We start from the raw sequence: 26,202 nt of genomic DNA on the forward strand, positions 1-26,202 counted from the left end.
AACCATTAAGTAACATCTTCATAATCAGGTAAGATTGTCTCTATTTCACGTATTCTACGAATTACATAGCCGCTTATACCTACTAGCAACAAGCCTAGTGACGATATGACATACATGAGTGCCATACCTGCACCCTTTTCGGTGCCAAATATACTGCCAAACAAGGGTGCAAAACTACCTCCCGGCATCATCGCAGGCTCAAAAATTCGATCTGCAACTGTTCCTCCAGCTAAGTTAGCGATCGCGGAAGTGAGCAACAGTATCATTGATTGGGTAGCAAAAACACGTCCTTGCAATTGCGGTTGTACTTTAGCTAGCCAGATAGCATCAACGTAGCTACCAAGCAATGGATAATTAAAGGATGAGCATAACTGAGCCGGAATCCAAATTACAGGTGTACGACCTAAACCAAGTATAATTTTGCCTAATGCAGTGCCGATCATACCGAATAGTACGCCTTTAATTAGACTTTTGCTGCCACCCCAGATATTAATTAGCAAAACACCTAATACACCTCCAACTCCCACTGCGGCATATAAGCTACCTAAAATACTAGCGTCATTACCAGAGCGTTCTAGAATCATTGGTTTATAAACAGAATCACCAACATCGTAAATAAACCAAAATATTGCCGTCAATATTAGTAAAGTCAGCAAACTAGGATGCTTGATGATGTATTTAAAACCAAAACTCATATCCTCAATAATATGTGTAGACTTTTTTTGATTGAATTGTGCGATCGCAAGTTGGGGAATATGTACGCCTAAGACTGTAGCGATCGCAAATAAGAAAGATATGATATCAATGCTTAAAATCCCCACAAGTCCAATAATTTCATAAAGAACACCAGCTAAAGCCGGAGCAATTATGATTGCACCATTACTTGCCAAAAAACTTAAGCTACTAGCCCTGCTATATTGCTGTTTGGGTACTATTGTAGATATTGATGCTGAGTAGGCAAGTTCTTGAAATTGTTCAAAAGTGCGTTTCACAGCAAAAGTTATATACAAATGCCATAATTGCAGATGATCTGTTACATAAAGTAATAAAACAGTAATTGTCACTATACCGCCTACGGTATCCCCAACTATCATCAGCAACTTGCGATTGATTCTATCGACAAGTACACCAGCAATAGGGGTAATCAAAATTTGTGGTATTTGTGCAAAGACTTGAAATAAGGCTAATGCTGTTGCTTGATGTGTTAGTTCCCAAACCCATATAGCAAAAGCAAAGGCAGTCATACTACTGCCAATTAAAGAAACCATCTGACCAAGCCAGATGATAAGATAATTTTGCATAGCATTATAGCGATTTTATGTTGTCTGATAGACCAAGAGGCTAACTTTAAGAAGTAAAAAGTAAAAAGTAAAAAGTAAAAAGATAATCCTCATAAATAAAGCTTTGTAAGAGAGGGGATTTAATAAGGAAATATTATTTTATTCCATAAATGAATTTAGGGGCTTGTGACCATGATTATTTTTCTTTCTTTTACCTTTTCACTCCTGCGGAGTTCGCCAGTTGCTTGATGCCGGGGAACCCGTCCACCGGACTGGCTCACTTTTTACTTTTGCCTTGTTCGGTCAAGTCACTTCGCTCCAATTCAAAATTCAAAATAATTTTTATTATTCATTTTGAATGCGCGAATTTTGCATTTTGAATTCAAAAAATGTCAAAACGACAAAAGCTATTGATAGTCCTCATGTTCAACCCATATAATGATGTAGGATAAAGGCTATATATCGTAATTTACGCGATTTCATTCGAGATGCCTCTTTGTTAATCGAGAATTTAAAACTTGATAGAGAATGTGCCCACAACTGTAAATGGTGCGCCTGGAGAAAGTAAAAAGCCAGCCGAATCATAGTAACGAGTATCAAATAAGTTTTTGAAGTTGAGACCTATTTGATAATTGTCGCGCCGATAGAAAATAGCAGCATCAGTTCTCACAAAGGAAGGAATTGTAATCGAATTTGGTAAAGTCGCTTCGCGATCGCCCACAAAAAATAATCCTCCACCAAAACCTAAACCCTTCAAATTACCATTTTGAATTTGGTAGGTTGTCCACAAACTAGCACTATTCCTCGGCGCATTTACTAATCGGTCACCCACTGTTAAGCTATTATCCGCAGTTACATAAGCATCGTTATGAGAATAAGAAGCGATGACATTCCAACCAGGTAAAATCTCTCCAGCTATATCGATTTCAAAACCACGGCTTTTGACTTCTCCAGCTGCAATTGTAAAGTCTGGATTGTCCACGTCTGTTGTAGAGACATTATTCTTTGTAATCTCATAAGCTGCTAAGGTTGCTGTCAGCTTACCATTGAAAAACTCACCTTTCACTCCCACTTCGTATTGTGTAGCAGTTTCCGGTTCTAATGGTCGGCCACCAACAGCTATAGCAAATTCATTTGGTTTGAAAGCGCGGGTGTAACTAGCATAAAGAGAGAGATTTTCAGTAGGTTGATACACTAAGCCGATGCGTGGAGAAAATTTCTCATAATAACGCTCTGTAGTTTCAGTCTCTGCACCATTAATCAGATCGGGATTGAACTCATCTTTGAAATTAACAAAATCCAGTCTGCCACCAAGTAACATTTTGAAATTAGGTAGCAAGGCTATTTGGTCTTGGAAGTAAAGACCTACCCTATATGTATTAGTTCTATCTTGAAAGCCTTCGTCAAAAGTAGTAGGAATTGCCGCGCCATATACTGGATTTAAAATATCCAGTGATGGCACATCATTAGAGATTAAAAATGGATAGCCAAACTCACTTCTACCTAACTCAAAACCCAACAGCACTTCATGTCCAATTGAGCCGGTCTTAAATTTTCCGATTAAATCATTTTGCCAGGAATACTCTCTAGAGTAATCTCCTACTTTGTTATATCTCCTAGCAACAGTCCGACCATCTTCCGCAAAGGGATTTTCAAAATCAAGTGGCTGAAAGTTAGAACGCGATGTGTCAACTGTTTGTACAGAAACCGCAGTGCGAAATCGCCAATTTTCACTAAATCGATGATCTAAAGCCACATTTATGCGATTGGCAAACAGTTCATAATTATCAGTTGGTTCGCCAAAGTTAAAATTAATTGGTAAATCAAAGGATCTGGCGATCGGTGGTAAGCCTCTATCATAGGATTGGTTGAGATTAACATATTCATATTGCAAATCGAAAGTTGTGCGATCGCTTAATTTCACTCTTAAGCTGGGAGCAAAGGTATAAAGCTCTTTATCCGCAAAATCTCGGAAGCCACCAGAGTTTTCGTAAGCAGCCACAAAGCGATACAAAATATTTTTATCTGGGGTGAGTGGCCCAGAAATATCTATTTCTGGTCGATAGTAACTATAGCTACCCGCAGAAAATGTTGCTGAGTAATAAGGTTCTTCCAGTGGCTGTTTAGTAATGTAATTAACAATACCTCCAGGCTCTAGTTGTCCATATAGTACCGAAGCAGGGCCTTTGAGAACTTCTATCCTGTCTAAAGTGGCAGTATCAGTAAATCCTGTGAAATTATCTTGTCTAAAACCATTTCTCAGGTTGGCATTTGTATCAAATCCGCGAATGGTATAGGTATCAGTGCCAGCGTAATCTGTTTTGACTGTCACACCACTAACGTTACGCAAAACATCCGCAGCCCGTTGTACTTTTTGGTCTTCAATTACCTGTCGCGGAATTACCTGAATTGCTTGGGGAATCTCTATTAGAGGTGTATCTGTTTTAGTTGCAGTGCTGGCATCAGGGGCGTTATATCCTGAATCTTGTTCCCCTGTAACCACCAATTCAATGGGATCGTCACTTTGGGCTGTCGGTGCTTGGGGTTCGCTTGGGCTAGGAGGTTCTTGAGATGGTTGTTGTGTAACTGATGCTGTTGAGGCTATACCAAAAATCAAACCGCGATCGCTATCAAATAATTCCACTTTCGGAATCGTATCAACTCCTACTACCGCCACTCTGATAGTGTTGCTATCAACGTTAGTGACTGTCACTTCACTGACTCCCGCAATCGGTTTTTCTTGGCGAAATCTGTTGTCTGTAGAGAGGCGCAGTTGAGCTGCGGTAACATCAGCAATATATGTATTGCCTTCAGGTTTAGGCGCTACTTGCAATTTTTCCCCATCTGGCGTTGCCAAGATGATTTCTAAACCGTTATTGGTGGAATTGAGTTGAACTCCTGTGACTTCTGCCACAGTGGGAGATGCTGAGGGAGTGGGTGTTGGTTGCGGTGTTTGGGCAGTAGATGCAACTGGTGTGACAGCAAAAATCAAACCCTCGTCACCATCAAATAATTCTGCGTTAGGTAAACCAGCTGCACCGACTACCGTGACTCTCAATGTATTGCTATCAGCTTGAGTAACGCTAACAGAGACAATCCCTGGTGCAGGATTATTTTGAGTAAAGTTTCCACCTGTAGGTAGTGCTAGAACTGCATTAGGGATATCTGCTATAAAGCTATTACCTTGATTATTGCTAACTGGTTTGAGTGCTTCTATATTGGCACTTTCTAAAATTACTTCGATACCTTTATCTGTAGAAGTGACTTTAACGCCTGTAACTTTAGTAGCTAAATTATTGTTGTTTTGTACCAGTAGTTGAACGGCACTGTTAGATAGGTTTGCTGTCTGTGTTCCTGCATGAGCTGGTTGTACCAAGCTGCTAATTACCGCTAATGCTAATCCAACCGAATGTATCTCACTTATGAACCCAGACTTCATTATTGTTGCTCCTTGGACTGAACTTGTAATTAATAGCCTTTTAAGTAAATGCTCTAGTGGCATCTTGATACTCATTTTCACAGCCGATGCAAAACCTCGCGTCTCAAATCAAGGACGCGATATTTTTTCAATAAGATTTGGCGCTATATCTAAAATTACTAAAAACTACCTGCCAATAATTTGCATTTAGCTTCAGTACTATTAGGAGACATTATCATAAAGGTTCTGCGTGGGCAAGCATTTGTCAAAACTTCTGATTTGCGAAATTTTCCTAGTGAGTAGCGATCGCGCCTGAGTTCTCAGTTATTTAAGGCAATCACATCATCACCTGTAAGTCATGGTTGCTTAACGCACATGTAGTCATCTATCTTTAGACAGATGATTTTGAAAAATTAGCACTTAAATAAATACTGAGAAGAGTTATTAATTAATATCTGCTTGCTATCTTGTCCATGTTCCTTTATTCTGTTGAGAGTAGTTGCAAATAATTAGCAATAATGTTTTAATCACAAACAAGACTCTAAGCAGATAAGCTGCTTTTAAGTTGCACAATCCATCGTGAGGGCTGTTGACGGTCAACCGTTGACAGTTAACAGCCTTGATTAATATTTATGCAATTTAGACGCGCATTAGCTTAGTCAGTTCTTTACCGCCCTCATATTTGTGGAATAGGTCACTAGGGCTGGATATTACCGAATTATTGGTGCATCAAAGCTGTGAAAGTGTAATGACTCAATATGTCCAAGATTTAGAAGCAATGGTCTGTAATTTTTCTACGTTAGTAGAACTGCTGCGTTATCGGTCTGTTGAGCAAGCAGATACGACAGCATTTACCTTTTTGCACGATGGAGAAGCACAAGCAGTTAGTCTAACTTATCAACAGTTAGATTCTCATAGTCGAGCGATCGCATCTCAACTGCAAACCCTTGGTTTAAGTGGAGAGCGTGCTTTACTACTTTATCCACCAGGAATAGATTACTTACCAGCTTTCTTTGGATGTCTGTATGCTGGAGTAGTAGCAGTCCCAGCTTATCCGCCACGCAATCAGCGCAATACTCCCAGAATCTTGGCAATTATCAAAGATGCACAACCAGCAGTTATCCTGACAACAACAGCAATTCTGGCTCAGTTGCAGTCTTTGCTTGCTGATAAATTTGCTATAGATCATATTCACTGGCTGACTACCGACAATCTCACACCAGGGTTAGAAGCAACTTGGCAACAGCCGCCTATTAATATAGATACTCTGGCATTTTTACAATACACTTCTGGCTCTACTGGCATACCCAAAGGTGTGATGCTGACTCATGGGAACCTGCTACACAATGCAGAGGTGACACGCCAGTATATGGAACATACCTCTAGTAGTATGTTTGTGACTTGGCTGCCTGTCTACCATGATATGGGATTGATTGGCGGCGTACTGCAACCTCTATATGGTGGTTTTCCTTGTCTGATGATGCCATCAGCTGCTTTTCTCCAACGTCCTTATCGGTGGTTACAGGCCATTTCTCATTATCGAGGAACTACAAGCGGCGCACCTAATTTTGCTTACGAACTTTGTATTGAAAAAATTACCCCCGAACAACGCGCTACCCTAGATTTAAGCAGTTGGAATGTGGCTTTTAATGGTGCAGAACCCATTCGTCATGAGACTTTAGAAAGGTTCGCAGCCACTTTTGCTGAATGTGGGTTCCGTGCAGAAGCTTTTTATCCTTGTTATGGTATGGCAGAGGCCACTTTGATGGTATCTGGTAGCATCAAATCTGCGTTAGTAAATAGCCTATCTCTGCAAAGAAGCGCTTTAGAGCGCAATGAAATTGTTAATGCAATTGAAAACACAGGTAACTCAATTACATTAGTCAGTTGTGGTCGAGTTGTACCACAACAGGAAATTGTTATTGCTAACCCAGAAACCTTAACTCGTTGTAATGCTGATGAAGTCGGAGAAATTTGGGTATCTGGCCCTAGTGTTGGTTTTGGTTATTGGAAGCGTTTAGAAGAAACTGAGCAAACTTTCCACGCCTATTTGCAAGATACCAAAGAGGGGCCATTCTTGCGGACTGGAGACTTAGGTTTTCTGCACAATGGCGAAGTTTACATTACTGGACGAGCTAAAGATTTAATTATCATCAGAGGACGCAACCTTTACCCCCAAGATATAGAATTGACCGCAGAACGTAGTCATTCTTCATTGCGTCTGGGTAGTAATGCTGCTTTTGCAGTAGACATAGACAATGAAAAACTCCATCCACAAGGGGATGGAGTTTTTGGGCATGGGGAATCGGGCATGGGGCATGGGAAAGAACATACCAATGCCCAATGCCCAATGCCCCAAGCGGCGGGGCGGCTATCCCTCTCCACCCACGGATCGAAGTTTCCCGCCGCTTTCAATGAAGAACGCTTGGTATTAGTGCAAGAGTTGGAGTTTCGCGCCAAACCAAATCTAGAGGAAGTGACTACTGCGATTCGTCAGGCAGTAGCTCAAGAACATGAGGTACAAGTTTATGCAGTAGTTTTAATTAAAGGTGGTACTATTCCCAAAACCTCCAGTGGTAAAATTCAACGCCGCGCTTGTAAGGCAGAGTTTTTGGCTGATGGTTTGCAAGTAGTAAATCAGAGTATTCTTGATAGTGGGGAAGATTTAGAAACAATAAACTCGGCACAAGATCAGAGTTCTCTAACCTCATACTTGCAAAAATTGATTGGCAAAGCCTTAAAAATTCCAGTCCAAAAATTACCACCTCAACAACCTCTAACAAGTTTGGGAATTGATTCTTTGATAGCTTTTGATATCAAAAATCAAATTGAAGTAGATTTTGGGGTGAGTATATCTGTAAATGACCTTTTACAAGATGCTAGTATTGATTCCCTAATAGAACAAATTCTTGCCCAGGGGAAAGATAGCACTCTAAAACAACTAGAAATCCTGCCTATTTCCCATGAAGCGCAACTACCCTTGTGTTTGGCGCAAGAACGGTTGTGGTTTTTAGAGCAATTAGAACCAGGGAACCCATTTTACAATGTAGCGATCGCCATCCAACTCGATGGGACTCTTAACGTTGCAATCCTCCAGCAAAGTCTCAATGAAATTGTCCAGCGTCACGAAAGCTTACGCACCAGCTTTACATCTGTAGCGGGACAACCAGTGCAAATCATTCATCCTAGTTTGGAAGTGAAACTTGCGATCGCTGATTGTACTCACCTTGATGATGCCACATCTAGAGAACAGTTAATTTTAGAGTCAACTCAAAAACCCTTCGACCTATCCCAAACACCACTCCTACGCGCTCAACTGTTGTGTCTCACAGACAATCAACATTTGCTGGTGTTGACCATGCATCATATTATTTCTGATGGTTGGTCAGTTGGGGTTCTCATCCAAGAACTAGCAACAGTTTATCAAGCCTTAAAAGAAAGCAAACCTTCTCCCCTCCCTGAACTACCAATTCAATATGCTGATTTTGCTTACTGGCAAAAACAATGGCTGCAACAAGAGGTTTTAAAAACCCATCTTGATTATTGGAAGCAACAACTTAACAACACCACACCTTTATTACAACTACCCACAGATAGACCCCGGCCTTCTGTTCAAACCTTCAGAGGTAAAAAGCACAATCTGACATTACCTCAAAATCTGAGTGCAGCAGTGAAAGATTTGAGCCATAAAGAAGGTGTAACCGTCTTTATGATACTCCTAGCAACTTTCCAGACATTACTCTATTCTTTGTCCAATCAAGAAGACATCATTGTCGGTTCTCCTGTTGCTGGGCGTAACCATCCCAAAACACAAGGATTAATTGGCTTCTTTATCAATACTTTGGTACTGCGTACTAATCTGAGTGGTAATCCTACTTTTAGAGAGTTATTAGGGCGAGTCAAAAAAGTAGCTATAGAAGGCTATGCCCATCAAGACGTACCTTTTGAAAAGCTGGTAGAAGAGTTACAGCCAAAACGTCATCTCAGCTATAATCCTTTGTTCCAGGTAATGTTTATCTTCCAAAATGTAGCAATACCATCGATTGAAATTTCTGAATTAAACTGGCAACCTCAAGAGATAGATAGCGGTACATCAAAATTTGATTTAAAACTTAGCATTTGGGAAAGTACAGCCGGATTTCAAGGTTCATTTGAGTATCCAATAGACTTGTTTAATGCCGCGACAATCAACCGCATGGCTAATCATTTTGAACTATTGCTGCAAACTATAGTTAATCAGCCAGATATTGCATTGCAAGACTTAGCAGCTATTGTTACAGCATCAGATAAACAGCAAAAACTGCTAGAAGAAAAACAATTAGAAACTATCAGTCTGCAAAAACTGAAGTTAAGCAAACGAACTGCAATTAGCAAAGGATAAAAACTTTTTACAATTATGACTATCTCTAATGCTTCAAAACCTAGCCTGAAAAGTTTAGGTATTACCAAACGTCAAGCTGTCAAGGATTTAGTACAGATTACACCCTTGATAGATGAAAATTCTCTACCATTATTGATAAAAGCTACTGTTGCAGGAGTAGATTTAGTTGCTTGGGCTGCGAACAATCAAGAATTGATTAAAAAATATTTACTCAAGCATGGTGGTATTCTATTTCGCAACTTTCAAGTTAAAGAAGTAGCAGCGTTTGAGCAGTTTATTCAAGTAGTTGCTGGGGATTTACTAGAATACCGCGATCGCTCTTCACCTCGCAGTGCTATTCAAGGTAAAATCTACACATCTACAGACCATCCAGCTAACCAAAAAATTCTGCTGCACAGCGAAAACTCCTATGCTGCTAACTGGCCTTTAAAAATCTTCTTTTACTGTGTCACACCAGCACAACAGGGCGGAGAAACACCCATCGCTGATATTCGCAAAATCTATCAGAGAATTTCTCCCCAAGTTATCGAAAAGTTTGCTCAAAAACAAGTCATGTACGTCCGCAATTTTGGCGATGGTTTTGGCTTACCTTGGCAAACTGTTTTTCAAACCACCAATCCAGAAAAAGTAGAAGAATTTTGTCACCAAAATAGTATAAAATTTGCATGGAAAGGAGAGAATAAACTCAGAACTTACTCTCGTCGTCCGGCAATAACCAGACATCCAGTTACAGGAGAGACTGTTTGGTTTAATCATGCTTTATTTTTCCACATTTCTAGTTTAGAAATAAAAATCCGTGAGTCATTATTAGCAGAATTTAGCGAAGCAGACTTACCACACAATACTTATTACGGTGATGGCTCACCAATTGAGACAGAAATATTAGATGAAATTCGCAGTGCTTACCAACAAGAGACAGTAATATTTCCTTGGTTAACAGGAGATATTTTAATGTTAGATAATATGCTCACTGCCCACGGAAGACAACCTTTTTTAGGCAACAGAAAAGTAGTTGTAGGTATGGCATAACCATACAATAGTTAATTCGCTTTGCTCCAATTCAAAATTCAAAATTCAAAATTCGCGCATTAAAGACAGCCACCCACAAGGGGTGGGGCTTGAACCCAACAAGCATTTTTCTTTCCTTCTGCCTTCTGCCCTCTGCCCTCTGCCTTTCTTCGTCAAAATTAATTTAACTAGGAAAATATCAAAGGAAGCAATTCAGGAATAATTGATTATTTTTTTGTTTCTTGTTCTCAACTTATCTGGAAGTCCATTAACCATGTTTCAAGAAATTCAGGGTTTTCAACTTTCGCCACAACAAAAATATTTATGGCAATTGCAACAATCTGATAGTCGCTTATATCAGGTGAAAGCTGCTGTTTCGATTACCGGAAACCTGAATATTGAATTACTCAGAAAAGCTGTAGAGAAAGTTGTCAGCCGTCATGAAATTCTGCGTACCTGTTATAAGTTTCTGCCAGAAATGACAATTCCTGTACAAGTAATTACTGATTCTGGTGCTAATTGGCAGCAAAACTATGATTTAAGTAATTATACAAATGAGGAGCAAGCAGCAAAAATACAAGAGTTGTTTCAGCAATTTGGTCAACAAAATTTTAATCTAGAGACTGGAGAAGTTTTACATATATCTTTGGTAACTTTATCTGCTACTAAATATATTTTATTTATCAGGTTACCTGGATTATCTGCAGATAGAGAAACACTGAAAATTTTAGTCAGAGAAATCAGCGATACCTATGCTGATAAATATGATCATCATGCAGAAATCATGCAATATGCTGACTTAGCAATGTGGCAGAATGAATTATTATCAGCAGCAGATACAGAAGCAGGTAGAGAATATTGGACTCAGCAAGATTTTTCGGCTTTGCAAGCATTACAGTTACCTATAGAAAAAGAGAATGTTGCAGAATTAGTATTTCAGCCTCAAACACATAGTTTCACCCTAGATTCTCGTCTGGTATCTCAAATAGAAACACAGCATCAATCTTCAATAGCTAATTTCTTTTTAGCTTGTTGGAATATTTTACTGTGGCGTATCACAGGACAAGATAATCTGGTTTTGGGTATGTCTACAAATGGACGGAAATATCTAGAACTAGAATCGAGTCTAGGGTTATTATCTAAATATGTGCCTTTAAAGTGCGAATTAAGAGAAAATATAACTTTATCCTCTCTATTAAATCAGCTTAATCAAGCTGTTACTGAAAATTATAATTATCAAGAGTATTTCAGTCCCGATACATTAACAGAATTAGCTGCAAATAACCAGGTTATTTTCCCTGTTTCTTTTGATTATGATGAAATTATAGAAAAGCATAATTTTGACGATGTAGTATTTTCAATTTCACAAATAGATGTATGTATTGATACCTATAAACTTAAACTAGCTTGTATTCGTCGAGAAAATTTAATTGAGCTAGAATTTACATATAATAGTAATTATTTTTTAACAGCAGATATTCAACGTTTAGCAGAACAGTTAAAAACATTAATCGAGAATGCAATTTCTCACCCTGAAGCAGCTATAAGTCGATTACAGATATTAGGCAACAGCGAAATTAATCTACTGTCTGAGCTTAACAATACCAAACTAGCTTACCCTGTTGATCGCTGCATTCATCATTTATTTGAAGAGCAAGTAGCGAAAACTCCCGATCAAATTGCGATCGCCTTTGCTGAACAACAGCTAACATACAGAGAATTAAACAACCGTGCTAACCAAATTGCTCATCGTTTGCAACAATTGGGAGTGGGTGCAGAGGTATTAGTCGGGTTGTGCGTCGAACGTTCCCTAGATTTTGTCCTTGGGATTCTTGGTATTCTCAAGGCTGGTGGTGCTTACGTACCATTAGACCCCACATATCCCCAAGAACGCTTGGCGTATATGTTGCAGAACTCGCAACCAAAGGTATTGTTGACAAAAGAGTTTTTAATTAAAGACTTACCAAACCATTCAGCCCAAGTAGTTTGTCTAGATAAAGATAGCGATTTAATTACCCAACAACCAATAGAAAATTTACATCAAACAGCTGTTGCGGCTAACTTAGCTTATGTAATTTACACCTCTGGCTCAACAGGAACACCCAAAGGAGTCAGAGTTACCCATGCTAATTTGTGCCACTATGTGCAAGCAATGCAAACAGCATTGGGTATCGTAGCAGCAGATAAATATTTACATACAGCATCCATTGCGTTCTCATCCTCTGTTAGACAGTTGATGGTTCCTCTAACTAAAGGTGCAACTATAGTAATTGCAACTTCCGAACAGCGAAAAGACCCCTTGACACTGTTTGCAGAAATTAAACAACAACAGGTGACAGTAATTGATATCGTTCCTTCTTACTGGCGAAACTGCAATCATTTACTGAGTAGTTTAAAACCAGAAGTAAGAACAAATCTTTTAGATAATAAATTACGCTTAATTGTCTCTGCCAGCGAACCTCTACTATCAGATATTTGCACACAATGGCGGTTTGGCTTGCAGCACAATGCAAGTCTGATCAATATGTTTGGTCAGACAGAGACTTGTGGTATTGTGGCAGTTAATCCGATCGCTCACAATGACCAAATAAAAATTGTCCCTCTCGGTCGTCCCATTGCCAACACCCAAATCTATATTTTGGATAAATATCTGCAACCTGTCCCAATGGGAGTGGCTGGAGAATTATATATTGGTGGCTTAGGTATTGGTCAAGGTTATCTCCATCGTCCAGACTTGACAGCAGAAAGATTTATCCCTAACCCCTTTAGTGAAGAAGGAGGAACGCGGCTTTACAAAACCGGGGACTTAGGACGTTATTTACCAGATGGTAAAGTTGAGTTTATCGGCCGTAGCGATTACCAAGTCAAAATTCGCGGTTTCCGTATTGAACTAGCAGAAATTGAAGCCGTGCTTTGTCAACATCCATCTGTGCGGGAAGCTGTAGTAGTAGCGAGGGAAGACTCCAGAGAGAAAAAATTAGTCGCTTATCTAGTATCTAACGAGCAGAGCCTTCAGGATGGCAACTTCAGTAACTGTCGCAGTTTCTTACAAGAGAGATTGCCTGATTATATGATGCCTGCTAACTTTGTGATGTTAGAGAAGCTACCACTAACACCCAACGGTAAAATCAACCGTCAAGCATTACCTGCACCAGAACAGCTAAGACTGCAAACGCACTCACAGAAAGCCCCTCGTACTCCTATAGAAGAGGTGATAGCAGGAATTTGGGCGCAAATTCTGAATGTGGGACAAGTCAATATTGATGACAACTTCTTTGAATTAGGTGGACACTCGCTGTTAGCCACGCAAATTGTCTCCCAATTGCGAGAGGCTTTTTCAGTAGATTTACCCCTGCGGAGTTTGTTTGAATATCCAACAGTCGCTGCACTAGCAGAATCTATAGAAATAGCCCTGAAAACTGGAGAAAAACTGCAACTACCACCTATTGAAAAAGCCCCACGAGATGGTGTATTACCGCTTTCTTTTGCCCAAACAAGATTATGGTTTCTAGAACAATTAGAACCAGGTAACAGCACTTATAATCTTTGTCGTACCTTAAAACTGCAAGGTGCGCTGAATGTCACAGCCCTAGAGGAAAGTCTTAACGAAATTATCCGTCGCCATGAAATTCTGCGAACCACTTTTACCAGTGTAGATGGGCAAGCAGTTCAGGTGATTAATGCGGATTTAAGTTTAAAAATACAAATATTAAATCTCCAAAATTTATCTCCACAGGCGCAGGAATTAGAAGTTCAACGGCTAGTTAAACAAGCAGCACAACAAAGCTTTGATTTGAGTACACCGCCACTGTTTAAAACCTTGCTTTTGCAATTGGCTGCACAAGAGTATCTGTTGATATTTACAATTCATCATATTATTGCCGATGGCTGGTCAGCAGGTGTAATTATCAGCGAACTCGCAGCACTTTACGAGTCATTTTGTACGGGTAAATCTTCACCTCTTGGCGAATTGTCTATCCAGTATGGAGATTTTGCTGTTTGGCAACACCAATGGTTGCAAGGCGAAATTTTTCAGCAACAGATGGACTATTGGAAACAACAATTGAGCGGTACTTTACCAGTATTAGAACTACCAACAGATAGACCAAGGTCTGCTATACAAACCTTTGCTGGTAAAAAGCAATTTTTTACTATTCCTCATCACTTAACCTCAGCCCTAAAAACTTTAAGTCAGCAGGAAGGAGTCACACTATTTATGACTCTGCTGGCTGCATTTCAGACATTGCTTTATCGTTACACGGGACAGGAAGATATTCTCATCGGTTCACCAATTGCCAACCGTAACCGTGCTGAGATAGAAGAGCTAATTGGCTTTTTTGTCAATACTATTGTGTTACGTACTAACTTGTTAGGTAAACTCAGTTTTCGGGAGTTGCTCAAACAAGTTAGAGAAGTTACTTTAGGTGCTTACGCTCATCAAGATTTGCCCTTTGAGCAGTTAGTAGAAGAATTGCAGCCAGAGCGCAATTTGAGCCATACACCACTGTTTCAGGTAATGTTTGCCCTGCAAAATGCCCCAATGGGAAAACTAAAGCTGCCAGATTTAAATATTCAAATAGACGAAGTAGATATAGAAAGATCCCAATTTGATTTAACTCTGTTCCTCACAGAAACTAATCAAGGTTTAACGGGGGCGTTTGAATATAACAGCGACTTATTTGACGCTGACACCATCATCAGAATGCAGGGACATTTTCAAACATTATTACAGGGGGTTGTAGCCAATCCTGAGCAGTATTTATCAAACTTACCAATCTTAACCGAGCCAGAACTACACCATTTATTAATAGAGCAAAATCACACCCAGACTAATTATCCATCTGTCTGTATTCATCAGCTATTTGAAGCCCAAGTTGAGAAAACACCTGATGCTGTTGCTGTGGTATTTGAAAATCAGCAATTAACTTATCGGGAACTAAATCAGCGAGCTAATCAACTAGCCCATTATTTGCAAAAACTGGGAGTAGAACCAGAAGTATTAGTGGGAATTTGTGTAGAACGTTCCTTAGAAATGATTGTAGGGCTGTTAGGTATTCTCAAAGCTGGCGGTGCTTACGTTCCGCTAGATCCAGCCTATCCTCAAAAGCGGTTAGGTTATATGTTGGCAAATTCCCAACTATCAGTTTTACTCACTCAAAAGCTGTTACTTGAAAATTTACCTCCCCATCATGCTCAAGTAGTTTGTTTAGATGTTGATCTGGAGAGAATTTCACAACAAAATACTAGTAATCTAACTCACAAAATCGCTCCGGAAAACTTAGCTTATGTAATTTACACTTCCGGTTCAACTGGTAAACCCAAAGGTGTACAAATTTCTCATAGTGCTGTTGTCAACTTCTTAATGGCAATGCGCCAAACACCAGAAATCACTCAACAAGATATATTACTCTCAGTCACCACATTATCTTTTGATATTGCTGCTTTAGAAATATATCTGCCCTTAATTGTAGGCGCGCAATTAGTTCTTGTTAGTCGTGAAGAAACCTCTGATGGGATTCAATTAGCAAAGCGGTTAACTTCTAGCGGTGCTACAGTCATGCAAGCTACTCCAGCAACTTGGCGGATGTTAATGGCTGCTGGTTGGAGTGGTAATCAACAATTGAAAATTCTGTGTGGTGGTGAAGCCCTTGATGCTACCCTCGCGCAACAATTACAACAACGGGGTAAAGAATTATGGAACTTATATGGCCCTACAGAAACTACTATTTGGTCAGCAGTATATCAAGTAGAAAATACCATCGCTGTGGGTCATCCTATCGCTAACACTCAATTTTATATCCTGGACGCATACAATCAACCAGTACCTATTGGTGTGGCGGGTGAGTTACATATTGGTGGTGCTGGTTTAGCCCGTGGTTATTTACATCAGCCAGAACTGACAGCGCAAAAATTTATATCTAATCCTTTCAATCCTGATTCTGCTTCTCGGTTATATAAAACTGGGGACTTGGTGCGCTATCGAAGCGATCGCACAATTGAATTTTTGGGGAGAATTGACAATCAAGTTAAATTGCGTGGCTTCCGGATTGAATTAGGGGAAATTGAATCACTTTTAAATCAACACCCATTTGTGCAAGCCAGTGTGGTGATAGTTCGAGAAGATGAACCAGGCGATAAAAGCTTGGTTGCTTATGTAGTTCTCAAACCAGAACAGACATTGACTCTTGCTAATCTTCGCGGCTTCTTAGCAGAAAAAGTACCTAATTATATGCTTCCTTCTGCTTTTGTAACTTTGGAGAAGTTGCCCCTCACACCTAATGGAAAAATAGACCGTCGGGCTTTACCTGCACCTGATACAACCAGAAATCTAGCAAGAATTTTTCTAGCACCACGTAATTTTATTGAGGAAGTTATTGCAGAAACTTGGCAGCAAGTTCTTGGTATTAAACAAGTAAGTATTAATGATAATTTCTTTGAATTAGGTGGACATTCGTTATTAGCAACTCAAGTAATTTCTCGCTTACGCAAGATTTTGGCAATAGATTTGTCGCTACGTTATTTATTTGCCTCCCCAACAATAGCTGAACTAGCCAAAACTATCCAACAAACAATAAAAGCCCAACTCGGATTGAATATTCCTCCTATCCAACCTGTATGTCGAAATACTAATTTACCACTATCATTTGCTCAAGCAAGACTATGGTTGCAAGAACAACTTTATCCGGGCAGTTTTACATACAATATATCAGCAGGTGTGCGCCTGACAGGATTTTTGAATGTAGCTGCATTAGCAAAAAGCTTAAATGAAATCGTGCGTCGTCATGAAGTATTGCGTAGTTATGTTTCTTTAGTAAATGAGCAAGCATTGCAAGCGATCGCACCGAATTTTAATGTAAACTTGCCCATCATAGACTTGTCTGATTTACCAACAGTAGAACTTTCTACTGAAGTGCAAAGATTGGCTATTGAAGAATCACAACGCACCTTTGACTTAACTCAAGCACCATTACTGCGATGTACTCTGCTGCACTTAAACGAGAATGAATATATTGCATTGTTGACAATTCATCATATTGTCTCTGATGGTTGGTCAATGGGTGTGTTAATTCAAGAGTTAACAACCCTCTATACAGCTTTTTGTACAGGAAAGACATCTCCACTACCAGAATTACCCATCCAGTATGCAGACTTTGCTGTGTGGCAACGTCAATGGTTGCAGGGAGAGGTATTACAAACCCAACTCGACTTTTGGCAGCAGGAATTAAATAATTTACCTATTTTAGAATTACCTACGGACTTTCCCAGTCCTCCGCAGCGAACTTTCCGAGGCGCAAAACAAACTCTGATATTACCTAAGAGTTTATCAAAAGGTCTGAAACAACTGAGTACCAATGCTGGGGTAACGTTGTTTATGACTTTGTTAACTGGGTTCCAAACTCTACTGCATTACTACACAAATCAGGATGATATTGTGGTGGGTACTGATGTTGCTAACCGCAATCAAGCAGAAACGGAAGCATTAATTGGATTTTTTGTCAATCAATTAGTGCTACGTACTGATATGACAGGAAATCCCAGTGTTCGGGAGTTGTTAGAGAGAGTACGCGATCGCACTTTATCAGCCTACACACACCAAGATTTACCCTTCGACAAATTAGTAGAAGTCCTCAACCCAGAACGCGATTTCAGCCGTTCACCTTTATTTCAGGTGAAATGTATTCTCCAAAATGCACCCATGCCACCCCTAGAATTACCAGGGTTAACACTCAGTGTATTAGATATTGATAAAAAAGTTGCAGAGTTTGACTTACTTTTAATTCTGACAGATACCGAGCAAGGAATAATTGCCGAGTTGAAATATAGTACAGATTTATTCAAGGCTGCGACTGTATCCCAAATGTTGCAAAATTTGGCAATAATTTTGAGTCAGATGGTGTCACAACCTGATATCAAACTGGATGAATTAAAAGTAATTCTTGTGGAAGCAGATCAGCAACAGCGTCTTTTACAGGAACAAGAATATCAAAAGAATCTGCAACAGAATTTAATAAGCATTAAACGTAGGTCTAAGTAAGCACAAAAATCACAATGTCTTGGTAGAAAAACAAATAGGAGATATTTAACAATGACTACCAAAAATCGCTATGCAGAATATGATAAATTAGCTTCTATATATGACGAACAAGGTACAGAACGGCATGATATTGTAGTAGGGCAATTAGAAAAATTAGTCTTGCAATATCTCCCCAAAGAAGCACATATTTTAGATGTTTGTTGTGGTACAGGACAAATAGCCCAAAGACTGCTACAAAAAGGCTATCGAGTCACAGGTATTGATGGCTCTGAAGAAATGCTGCACTATGCCAGAAAAAATGCGCCTAATGCAGAATTCATCCTAGAAGATGCCAGATATTTTCAATTTTTACCTACTTTTGGTGCAGTCATTTCTACAGATGTTGGTCTTAATCTAATAACTACCATTGAAGAATTACAAAGTGTTTTTCAAAATGTGTATCAGGCATTGCTAAAAAATGGTATATTCGTATTTGATTTGTATGTAGAAGAACTGTGTATAGAAGATTGGCAGACTTCTAAAAATCGAGGGGAAGCTAAAGATAACCATGCCTGGATTAGTCAGTTTGACTACAATACAGAGACAAAAATAGGTTGCGATCGCACTACAAGATTTGAATTAATCGATGGTCAATGGCAACGCTTCAACATGACTTTTAAATGGAAGCTTTATTCTGTAACAGATATTAAGTCGGCTTTAGATCAGGCAGGTTTTACAGATATTGTTTTCTCCGATATTAAAAATGATTTTGGCGTAGAATCATCAGGTCATGTTGGCTGTTTTATTGCTCGTAAAGTTTGAATATTATGGAAGAATTACAGAAAAATCAGGCTAATCAATTAGCTCTCAAAAATCTAGTATTTAAGCGAAAATCGCTCAAAATATCTGCAAAAGATTTAATTGCAACAGAATATTTAGAACCTGAAAAAAACTTTCCTTTGGTGATCAAATCTTCTGTAAGACAGGTAGATTTAGCAGCCTGGGCATCTAGTAATAGAGATTTTATAGACACAGAATTGTTGAAACATGGAGCTATTCTTTTCCGAGGTTTCAACATAGATAATGTAGAAAGATTCGAGCAGGTAATCAAAGCAATTTGCTTAGAAGCTTTGGAATATCGCTATCGAGCCTCACCCCGTACTCAAGTGAGCGATAGAATTTATACTTCAACCGATTACCCTGCCGATCAGAGTATCTTTCCTCATAATGAACATGCTTATTCTCCTACCTTTCCTTTGAAGATATTCTTCTTTTGTCTAACACCAGCACAGCAGGGAGGAGAAACACCAATTGGTAGTTGTCGTGAGATTTTTGAACGCATAGATCCCAAAATCCGAGAACGTTTCATCGAAAAAAAAGTCATGTATATGCGGAATTTTGGTGATGGTTTTGGCTTACCTTGGCAAACTGTATTTCAGACAACTGAAAAAGCCAAAGTAGAAGCATATTGTCGCATTCATGATATAAAAGTTGAATGGAAAGAAGGCGAGCGCTTAAGAACATATCAAGTAGGCCCGGCTGTTGTTAAACATCCTCGCACAGGTGAACTTGTCTGGTTCAATCATGCAACTTTTTTTCACGTTTCTACATTAGAAAAAAATACCCGCGAAGCATTATTAGCAGGTTTCAAAGAATCAGACTTACCAACGAACACCTATTACGGTGATGGTTCTCCAATTGAGCCTTCAGTGTTAGAAACTCTGCGCGAAGTTTATCAGCAAGCAATGGTAACATTCCCTTGGCAAAAAGGGGACATTTTAATGCTAGACAATATGTTAGCAGTGCATGGACGCAACCCATTTGTCGCGCCACGTCAAGTTTTAGTCGGGATGGCAGAACCGCAAAATATTAAAGAACTTTAGATTGTAAAATTGGAATATCCGAATATGGCTACAGAAATAATTGAGGGTTTTCAACTTTCACCTCAACAAGAGCATTTATGGTTATTACAGCAAGTAAATCAAAATTCAGCTTATTTTGTTAAGTGTTCTGTTCTCATAGAGGGAAACATCGAGTCAACTAAATTAGTTGCAGCTTTACAAAATATTGTGCATCGTCATGAAATTTTTCGGACTACATTTAAATATGTACCGGGAATGATGATTCCAGTTCAAGTAATTGCTAATGCCAATGTCAGATTAAATCAGCAGTATAATCTAGACAGTTATACTTCTAAGAAACAAGAAGCGAAAATTGCTGAAATTTTTCAGGAATTTCATCAGCAAAACTGCGATTTTGACACAGACTCACCTTTAAGTGTATCCTTAGCGACTTTATCACCGTCAAAACATATATTATTTATTGGTTTACCTGCTCTTTATGCAGATACAAAAACTCTCATAAATATAGTGTATGAACTCAGCCTTTCATACACAAATAGCGAACAATTATCAGCAGAACCACTACAATATGCAGATTTCTCCGAATGGCAGAATGAATTACTGCAATCAGAAGCAGCTGAAATTGGCAGAGAATATTGGCGCAAGCAGGATTTGTCCCATCTTTTTAATTTAGAATTGCCTTTTGAACAGAATATTACTGAATTAACAGAATTTAAACCAGAGTTTTTCAGGTTAAAAATTAATCCTAGTTTAAAAGATCAAATTGCTGCGATCGCACAAAAATACAATACTTCTATTTCTGGATTTTTATTAACTTGTTGGTCAGTTTTACTTTGGCGATTGACTCAACAACAAAATCTGTTAATTGGTAAAACATTTGATGGCAGAAAATTTGCTGAACTAGAAGCAGCGATGGGGTTATTTGCCAAATGCTTACCACTTACTTGTCATTTACAAGAACAATCCAAATTTCCAGAAATATTACAACAAATCAGCGAAACGGAAGATGAGCTTTATAAATGGCAGGAGGGTTTTTCTTGGCAACTGATGACATCAAATGTTAATTATTACCCTGTATGTTTCGATTTTGTAGAAAATGCTCTGAAACATACTAATAATCATATATCTTGGACAATTCAAAATCATTATGCTTGTATAGAGCGATTTAAAATAAAGCTCTCTTGTGTGCATAGTTATGATGCATTATTTACAGAGTTTCATTATGATTCCCAGTGTTTTACTGCACAAGATATACAGCGTTCATCAGAACAATTTTACACCTTGTTAGAAAGCGTAGTAAAAAATCCTGAAGCTGTAATTAGTGAGTTAGAAATTTTAAGCGATCGCGCCAAACACCAACTAATAGTAGAATTTAACCAAACTCAAGCTGATTACCCCAAAAATAAATGTATTCACCAGTTAATTGAACAGCAAGCACAGCAGAAACCTAATAATATTGCTGTAGAGTTCAAAAACCAACAATTAACCTATAGTCAACTCAATAGCCGTGCTAATCAATTAGCACATTACCTACAACAAATTGGCGTAAAACCAGGAACTTTAGTAGGAATATGTGTTGAGCGCAGCCTTGATATGATTGTTGGTATTCTTGGTATACTCAAAGCTGGCGGTGCTTATGTACCTTTAGATCCAACTTACCCTCAAGAAAGATTAGCTTGGATTTTAGAAAATTCCCAAACACCCGTTTTATTAACTCAGCAATTATTACTTGAAAACTTACCAACACATCAAGCACAAGTTATCTGTTTAGATAGTGATTGGGAAATCATTACCAGCCAAAATCAAGAAAATCTCACACTGCAAATTACACCTCATCACTTAGCTTACATTATTTATACTTCTGGCTCTACAGGCAAACCAAAAGGCGTACAAATTACCCATCAAAATCTCGTTCATTCAACAACTGCTCGGATTAATTATTATCAAAAACCTGTCAGCCGCTTTTTATTACTTTCATCCTTTGCTTTTGATAGTTCAGTTGCAGGTATCTTTTGGACGCTTTGCTGTGGAGGAACTTTAGTCTTACCTCAAGAAGGTTTACAGCTAGAAATACCTAAGTTAGTTAAATTAATTTGCGAACATCAGATTTCCCATCTTTTAAGTCTTCCTTCTCTCTATGCTCTGATTTTGCGGCAAGCCATACAAGAACAATTAGCTTCCCTACAGGCTATTATTGTGGCTGGTGAAGTATGCCCAAGTGAGTTAGTAAAACTACATCACAAATATCTTCCTCAAGCGTCTTTATATAACGAATACGGCCCAACAGAAGCAACTGTATGGAGCAGTGTTTATCTTTGTCAGCCTCAAGAATTAACAAAAATTCCCATCGGAAGACCTATTACCAATACTCAAATTTATATTTTAAATTCACAGCTTCATCCTGTTCCTATTGGCGTTGCTGGTGAAATTTATATAGGTGGTGACGGTATCGCCTTGGGTTATCTTAATCAGCCAGAACTAACCGCACAGAAATTTATCACTAACCCATTTAGTCACCAACCAACAGCACGCCTATATAAAACCGGAGATTTAGCTCAATACCGTGCAGATGGCAATATAGAATTTCTGGGAAGAATTGACCAACAAGTAAAAATTCGTGGCTATCGTATTGAACTAGGAGAGATTGAAGCCGCTTTAAAACAACATCCTCAAGTGCAAGAAGTTGTAGTTGTGGCCACAGAAGAAAATCCCCGCCTCATTGCCTATATAGTTAGTCATCAACAACCATCTCCCTCTAATAGTGAATTCCGCAGCTTTTTGCTGAAAAAGCTACCGGAATATATGCTACCTTCCACTTTTTTGATGTTGAAATCTTTGCCTGTATTACCTAATGGTAAAGTGGACTATAAAGCACTACCTAAACAGGTACAAATTCAACTTGAAGAAACATTTGTAGCTCCTCAGACTGAACTAGAGCAAATGATTAGCAATATCTGGCAAGAAGTGTTGCAAGTTGAAAAAGTAGGTATCAATCATAATTTTTTCGACCTCGGCGGTCATTCATTATTAATGGTACAGATTCATACAAAACTGCGTGCAACTTTAAACAGAGATATATCAATGGTTGAATTGTTTGAATGTCCCACAGTCAGCACCTTGGCAAAATATTTAAGCCAGCAACCACAAGAACAGCTTGCATTTGAACCAGACTCCGACTCAGTTGCAGCCCGCCGACAATCGAACCAGCAACAAAGACAACTCAGACAAAACCATCGAGCAACAATGCAATAGCAGCGCACTGAATATGAATAACTCCGATACATTTAATTACCTCGATGAAATAGCCATTATTGGTATGTCAGGTTGTTTCCCTGGAGCCAAAAATATTGATGAATTTTGGCAAAATTTGCGAGATGGTGTAGAGTCAATTTCTTTTTTTACTGAAGAAGAATTAGTATCTTCAGGAGTAGATATCAAGGAGTTGAATCAGCCCAATTATGTCAAAGCCAAAGCAATAATAGAAGATGTAGATTTATTTGACGCTGCATTTTTTGAATTTTCTCCAAAAGAAGCCGAAATCACAGATCCGCAACACCGCCTATTCCTTGAACAGGCTTGGACTGCTCTAGAAAATGCTGGCTACGACTCCAAAACCTACCCAGGACAAATTGGAGTTTATGCAGGTGTGGGAATGGACACTTACTTTTTGTTTAATCTATATCCCAACCGCCAATTACTAGAGGAATCAGTAGGTAAATTTCGCACTTTAATTGGTAATCGAGGAGACTTTTTACCGACCCTTGTCTCTTACAAATTAAACTTGAAAGGGCCCAGCGTTAACGTGCAAACTGCCTGTTCTACTTCATTAGTAGCAGTTCATTTTGCCTGTCAAAGCTTACTCAACGGCGAAAGCGATATTGCTCTGGCTGGTGGCGTGTTGATCAATATGCCACACAAAGCTGGTTATCTTTATCAGGAAGGGAGCATTCTTTCCCCCGACGGACATTGCCGTGCTTTTGATGCCAAAGCCCAAGGAACTCTTACTGGCAATGGTGTAGGCGTTGTAGTATTAAAACTATTAAAAAATGCGATCGCAGATGGCGATTATATCCATGCTGTGATTAAAAGTTCAGCTATTAATAATGATGGTTCTTTCAAAGTTGGTTACACTGCACCAAGTGTAGATGGACAAGCAAAAGTTATTGCTGAAGCTCTTTCCATCTCTGGAATTAACCCTGAAACTATCAGTTATATAGAAACTCATGGCACAGGCACAAACCTTGGCGACCCGATTGAAATTGCTGCATTAACCAAATGTTTCCGTGCTAGCACTCAAAAAAAGAATTTCTGCGCCATTGGTTCAGTCAAAACAAATATTGGACACTTAGATGCAGCAGCTGGTATTGCTGGTTTAATCAAAACTGTTTTGGCACTCAAGCACAAACAAATACCACCCAGCTTGCATTTTGAACAACCCAATCCTCAAATTGATTTTGCCAACAGTCCCTTCTATGTGAATGCTCAATTATCTGATTGGAAAACAAATAGCATTCCCCGACGCGCTGGGGTGAGTTCTTTTGGTATTGGGGGAACAAATGCCCATGTGATTTTGGAAGAAGCACCATTACAAGTCAAAAGTTGCAGAGACGCGATTAATCGCGTCTGTACAAAAGTCAAAAGTGAATATTTACTATTGTGCTTATCAGCCAAAACTGCTACAGCCTTGGAAACTGCCATAACTAATTTAGCTAAATATTTTCAGCAAAATCCAGATTTAAATTTGGCTGATGTTGCTTATACATTAAGTGTAGGTCGTCGTGCATTTGCATATCGCCGATTTATAGTTGCAAAAAATATTGAAGATGCAATCCAAGATTTAATAATTAAAGAACCACAAGATTTTACCCACTGCCAAGAATTAGATAATAACTCTGTAGTTTTTATGTTTCCTGGTCAAGGTTCCCAGTATGTAAACATGGGAAGGGAACTCTATAAAACAGAGCAAATTTTTCAAGAACAAATTGATTATTGTGCCGAGTTTCTTAAACCTCATTTAGGTCTAGATTTGCGGACATTACTATATCCGCAAGACGAATATCAAGAAGTAGCAACACAGCAATTACAACAAACTTCTATTACTCAACCAGCGTTATTTGTTGTTGAGTACGCCTTAGCTAAATTGTGGATGGACTGGGGAGTGCGTCCTTCAGCAATGATTGGTCACAGCATTGGGGAATATGTAGCGGCTTGTATTGCTGGTGTGTTCTCTTTAGAAGATGCCTTAATACTGGTTGCTACCAGAGGGCGGTTGATGCAACAACTACCAGGCGGTGCTATGCTTGCAGTGCCACTATCAGAACTAGAACTTAAGCCTCTATTAGCTGAAAATCTCTGTCTAGCTGCTACAAATAGTCCAACTAACTGTGTAGTTTCTGGTACGTTCAAGGCAATTAATAATTTACAAAATAGATTGACTGAGGAAGGCGTAGAGTATCGTCTTTTACATACTTCCCATGCTTTTCATTCCCAGATGATGGACTCAATTTTAGAGCCATTCCAAGAACAAATTAGCAAAGTTAACCTGAATTCTCCAAAAATTCCCATAATATCTAACCTCACTGGCACTTGGATAACTCCAACCGAAGCCACAGATCCAAATTACTGGGTAAGACATTTAAGAGAAACAGTACGCTTTAGTGAAGGAATTTCGGTATTGTTGCAACAGCCAAATCAAATATTATTAGAAGTCGGCCCAGGACGGACATTAAGTAGTTTTGCCAGACAGCATTCAAATCAAATTACTCAACAAATTATTATTTCTTCTTTACGTCATCCTAAAATTCAATCGTCAGATGTATCTTTTTTACTTGATGCATTAGGTCAACTTTGGCTAGCTGGTGTATCAGTGAAGTGGTCAAAGTTTTATGCTCATAAAAAACATCATCGTATCCCCTTACCAAGCTATCCTTTTGAGCGACAAAAATATTGGATTGAAGCTACTAGTAAATCAGTTAATAAAAATCATCTTCAGGAAACGGAAAATTCAACAAAACCAGAGTTTAAAAATACAAATATTCCCGAAATACAATTAACAGACACCCCAGAATATTTTGACAATTACTTGGCAGAAATAATAGCTCAACAAATGGAAATAATGTCTCAACAGTTAGAATTATTGCAATCAATCAAAGAATAATCTTCCTAAGCTAAACCAATTATTTAATACTTTCTTTTATCTCTGTGTTCTCTGCGCCTCTGCGGTTCGTTAAAAAATATCC

9 protein-coding genes are annotated in these 26,202 nt (G+C 38.8%); 7 read left to right on the forward strand and 2 right to left on the reverse strand.

Annotated elements, in window-relative coordinates:
* Nucleotides 1–5: 5 nt before the first annotated feature.
* The gene (locus HGR01_RS29045; RefSeq protein ID WP_045872218.1) at nucleotides 6–1,301 is read right to left on the reverse strand and encodes an MFS transporter; all 1,296 of its coding nucleotides are present in this window, start codon (nucleotides 1,299–1,301) and stop codon (nucleotides 6–8) included.
* Nucleotides 1,302–1,791: 490 nt separating this feature from the next.
* Nucleotides 1,792–4,719, reverse strand: a complete 2,928-nt coding sequence (locus HGR01_RS29050) for a TonB-dependent siderophore receptor (RefSeq protein WP_052335298.1) — start codon at nucleotides 4,717–4,719, stop codon at nucleotides 1,792–1,794.
* 727 nt (nucleotides 4,720–5,446) lie between these two features.
* Between HGR01_RS29050 and HGR01_RS41995 the strand changes: the two genes are divergently transcribed.
* The 7 genes from HGR01_RS41995 to HGR01_RS29090 all read left to right on the forward strand — a co-directional run bounded on the left by HGR01_RS41995 (nucleotide 5,447) and on the right by HGR01_RS29090 (nucleotide 26,120).
* Nucleotides 5,447–9,079, forward strand: coding sequence for a condensation domain-containing protein (locus tag HGR01_RS41995; RefSeq protein WP_045872216.1), 3,633 nt, complete (start codon nucleotides 5,447–5,449; stop codon nucleotides 9,077–9,079).
* Between the two features lie 15 nt (nucleotides 9,080–9,094).
* A complete protein-coding gene (locus HGR01_RS29065) occupies nucleotides 9,095–10,108 on the forward strand; it encodes a TauD/TfdA family dioxygenase (protein ID WP_045872215.1) in 1,014 nt (337 codons plus the stop codon).
* A gap of 253 nt (nucleotides 10,109–10,361) precedes the next feature.
* The gene (locus HGR01_RS29070) at nucleotides 10,362–18,122 is read left to right on the forward strand and encodes a non-ribosomal peptide synthetase (RefSeq protein WP_045872214.1); all 7,761 of its coding nucleotides are present in this window, start codon (nucleotides 10,362–10,364) and stop codon (nucleotides 18,120–18,122) included.
* Between the two features lie 51 nt (nucleotides 18,123–18,173).
* Nucleotides 18,174–18,923, forward strand: coding sequence for a class I SAM-dependent DNA methyltransferase (locus HGR01_RS29075; RefSeq protein WP_045872213.1), 750 nt, complete (start codon nucleotides 18,174–18,176; stop codon nucleotides 18,921–18,923).
* Between the two features lie 5 nt (nucleotides 18,924–18,928).
* Nucleotides 18,929–19,984, forward strand: a complete 1,056-nt coding sequence (locus HGR01_RS29080) for a TauD/TfdA family dioxygenase (RefSeq protein ID WP_045872212.1) — start codon at nucleotides 18,929–18,931, stop codon at nucleotides 19,982–19,984.
* Between the two features lie 24 nt (nucleotides 19,985–20,008).
* Nucleotides 20,009–23,215 carry a non-ribosomal peptide synthetase gene (locus tag HGR01_RS29085; RefSeq protein WP_045872211.1) on the forward strand — a complete coding sequence of 1,069 codons (3,207 nt, stop codon included), beginning with the start codon at nucleotides 20,009–20,011 and terminating at the stop codon, nucleotides 23,213–23,215.
* 13 nt (nucleotides 23,216–23,228) lie between these two features.
* Nucleotides 23,229–26,120 carry a type I polyketide synthase gene (locus tag HGR01_RS29090; protein ID WP_045872210.1) on the forward strand — a complete coding sequence of 964 codons (2,892 nt, stop codon included), beginning with the start codon at nucleotides 23,229–23,231 and terminating at the stop codon, nucleotides 26,118–26,120.
* Nucleotides 26,121–26,202 lie beyond the last annotated feature (82 nt).

Origin of the sequence: Tolypothrix sp. PCC 7712, assembly GCF_025860405.1 — a bacterium.
GTDB lineage: Bacteria > Cyanobacteriota > Cyanobacteriia > Cyanobacteriales > Nostocaceae > Aulosira > Aulosira diplosiphon.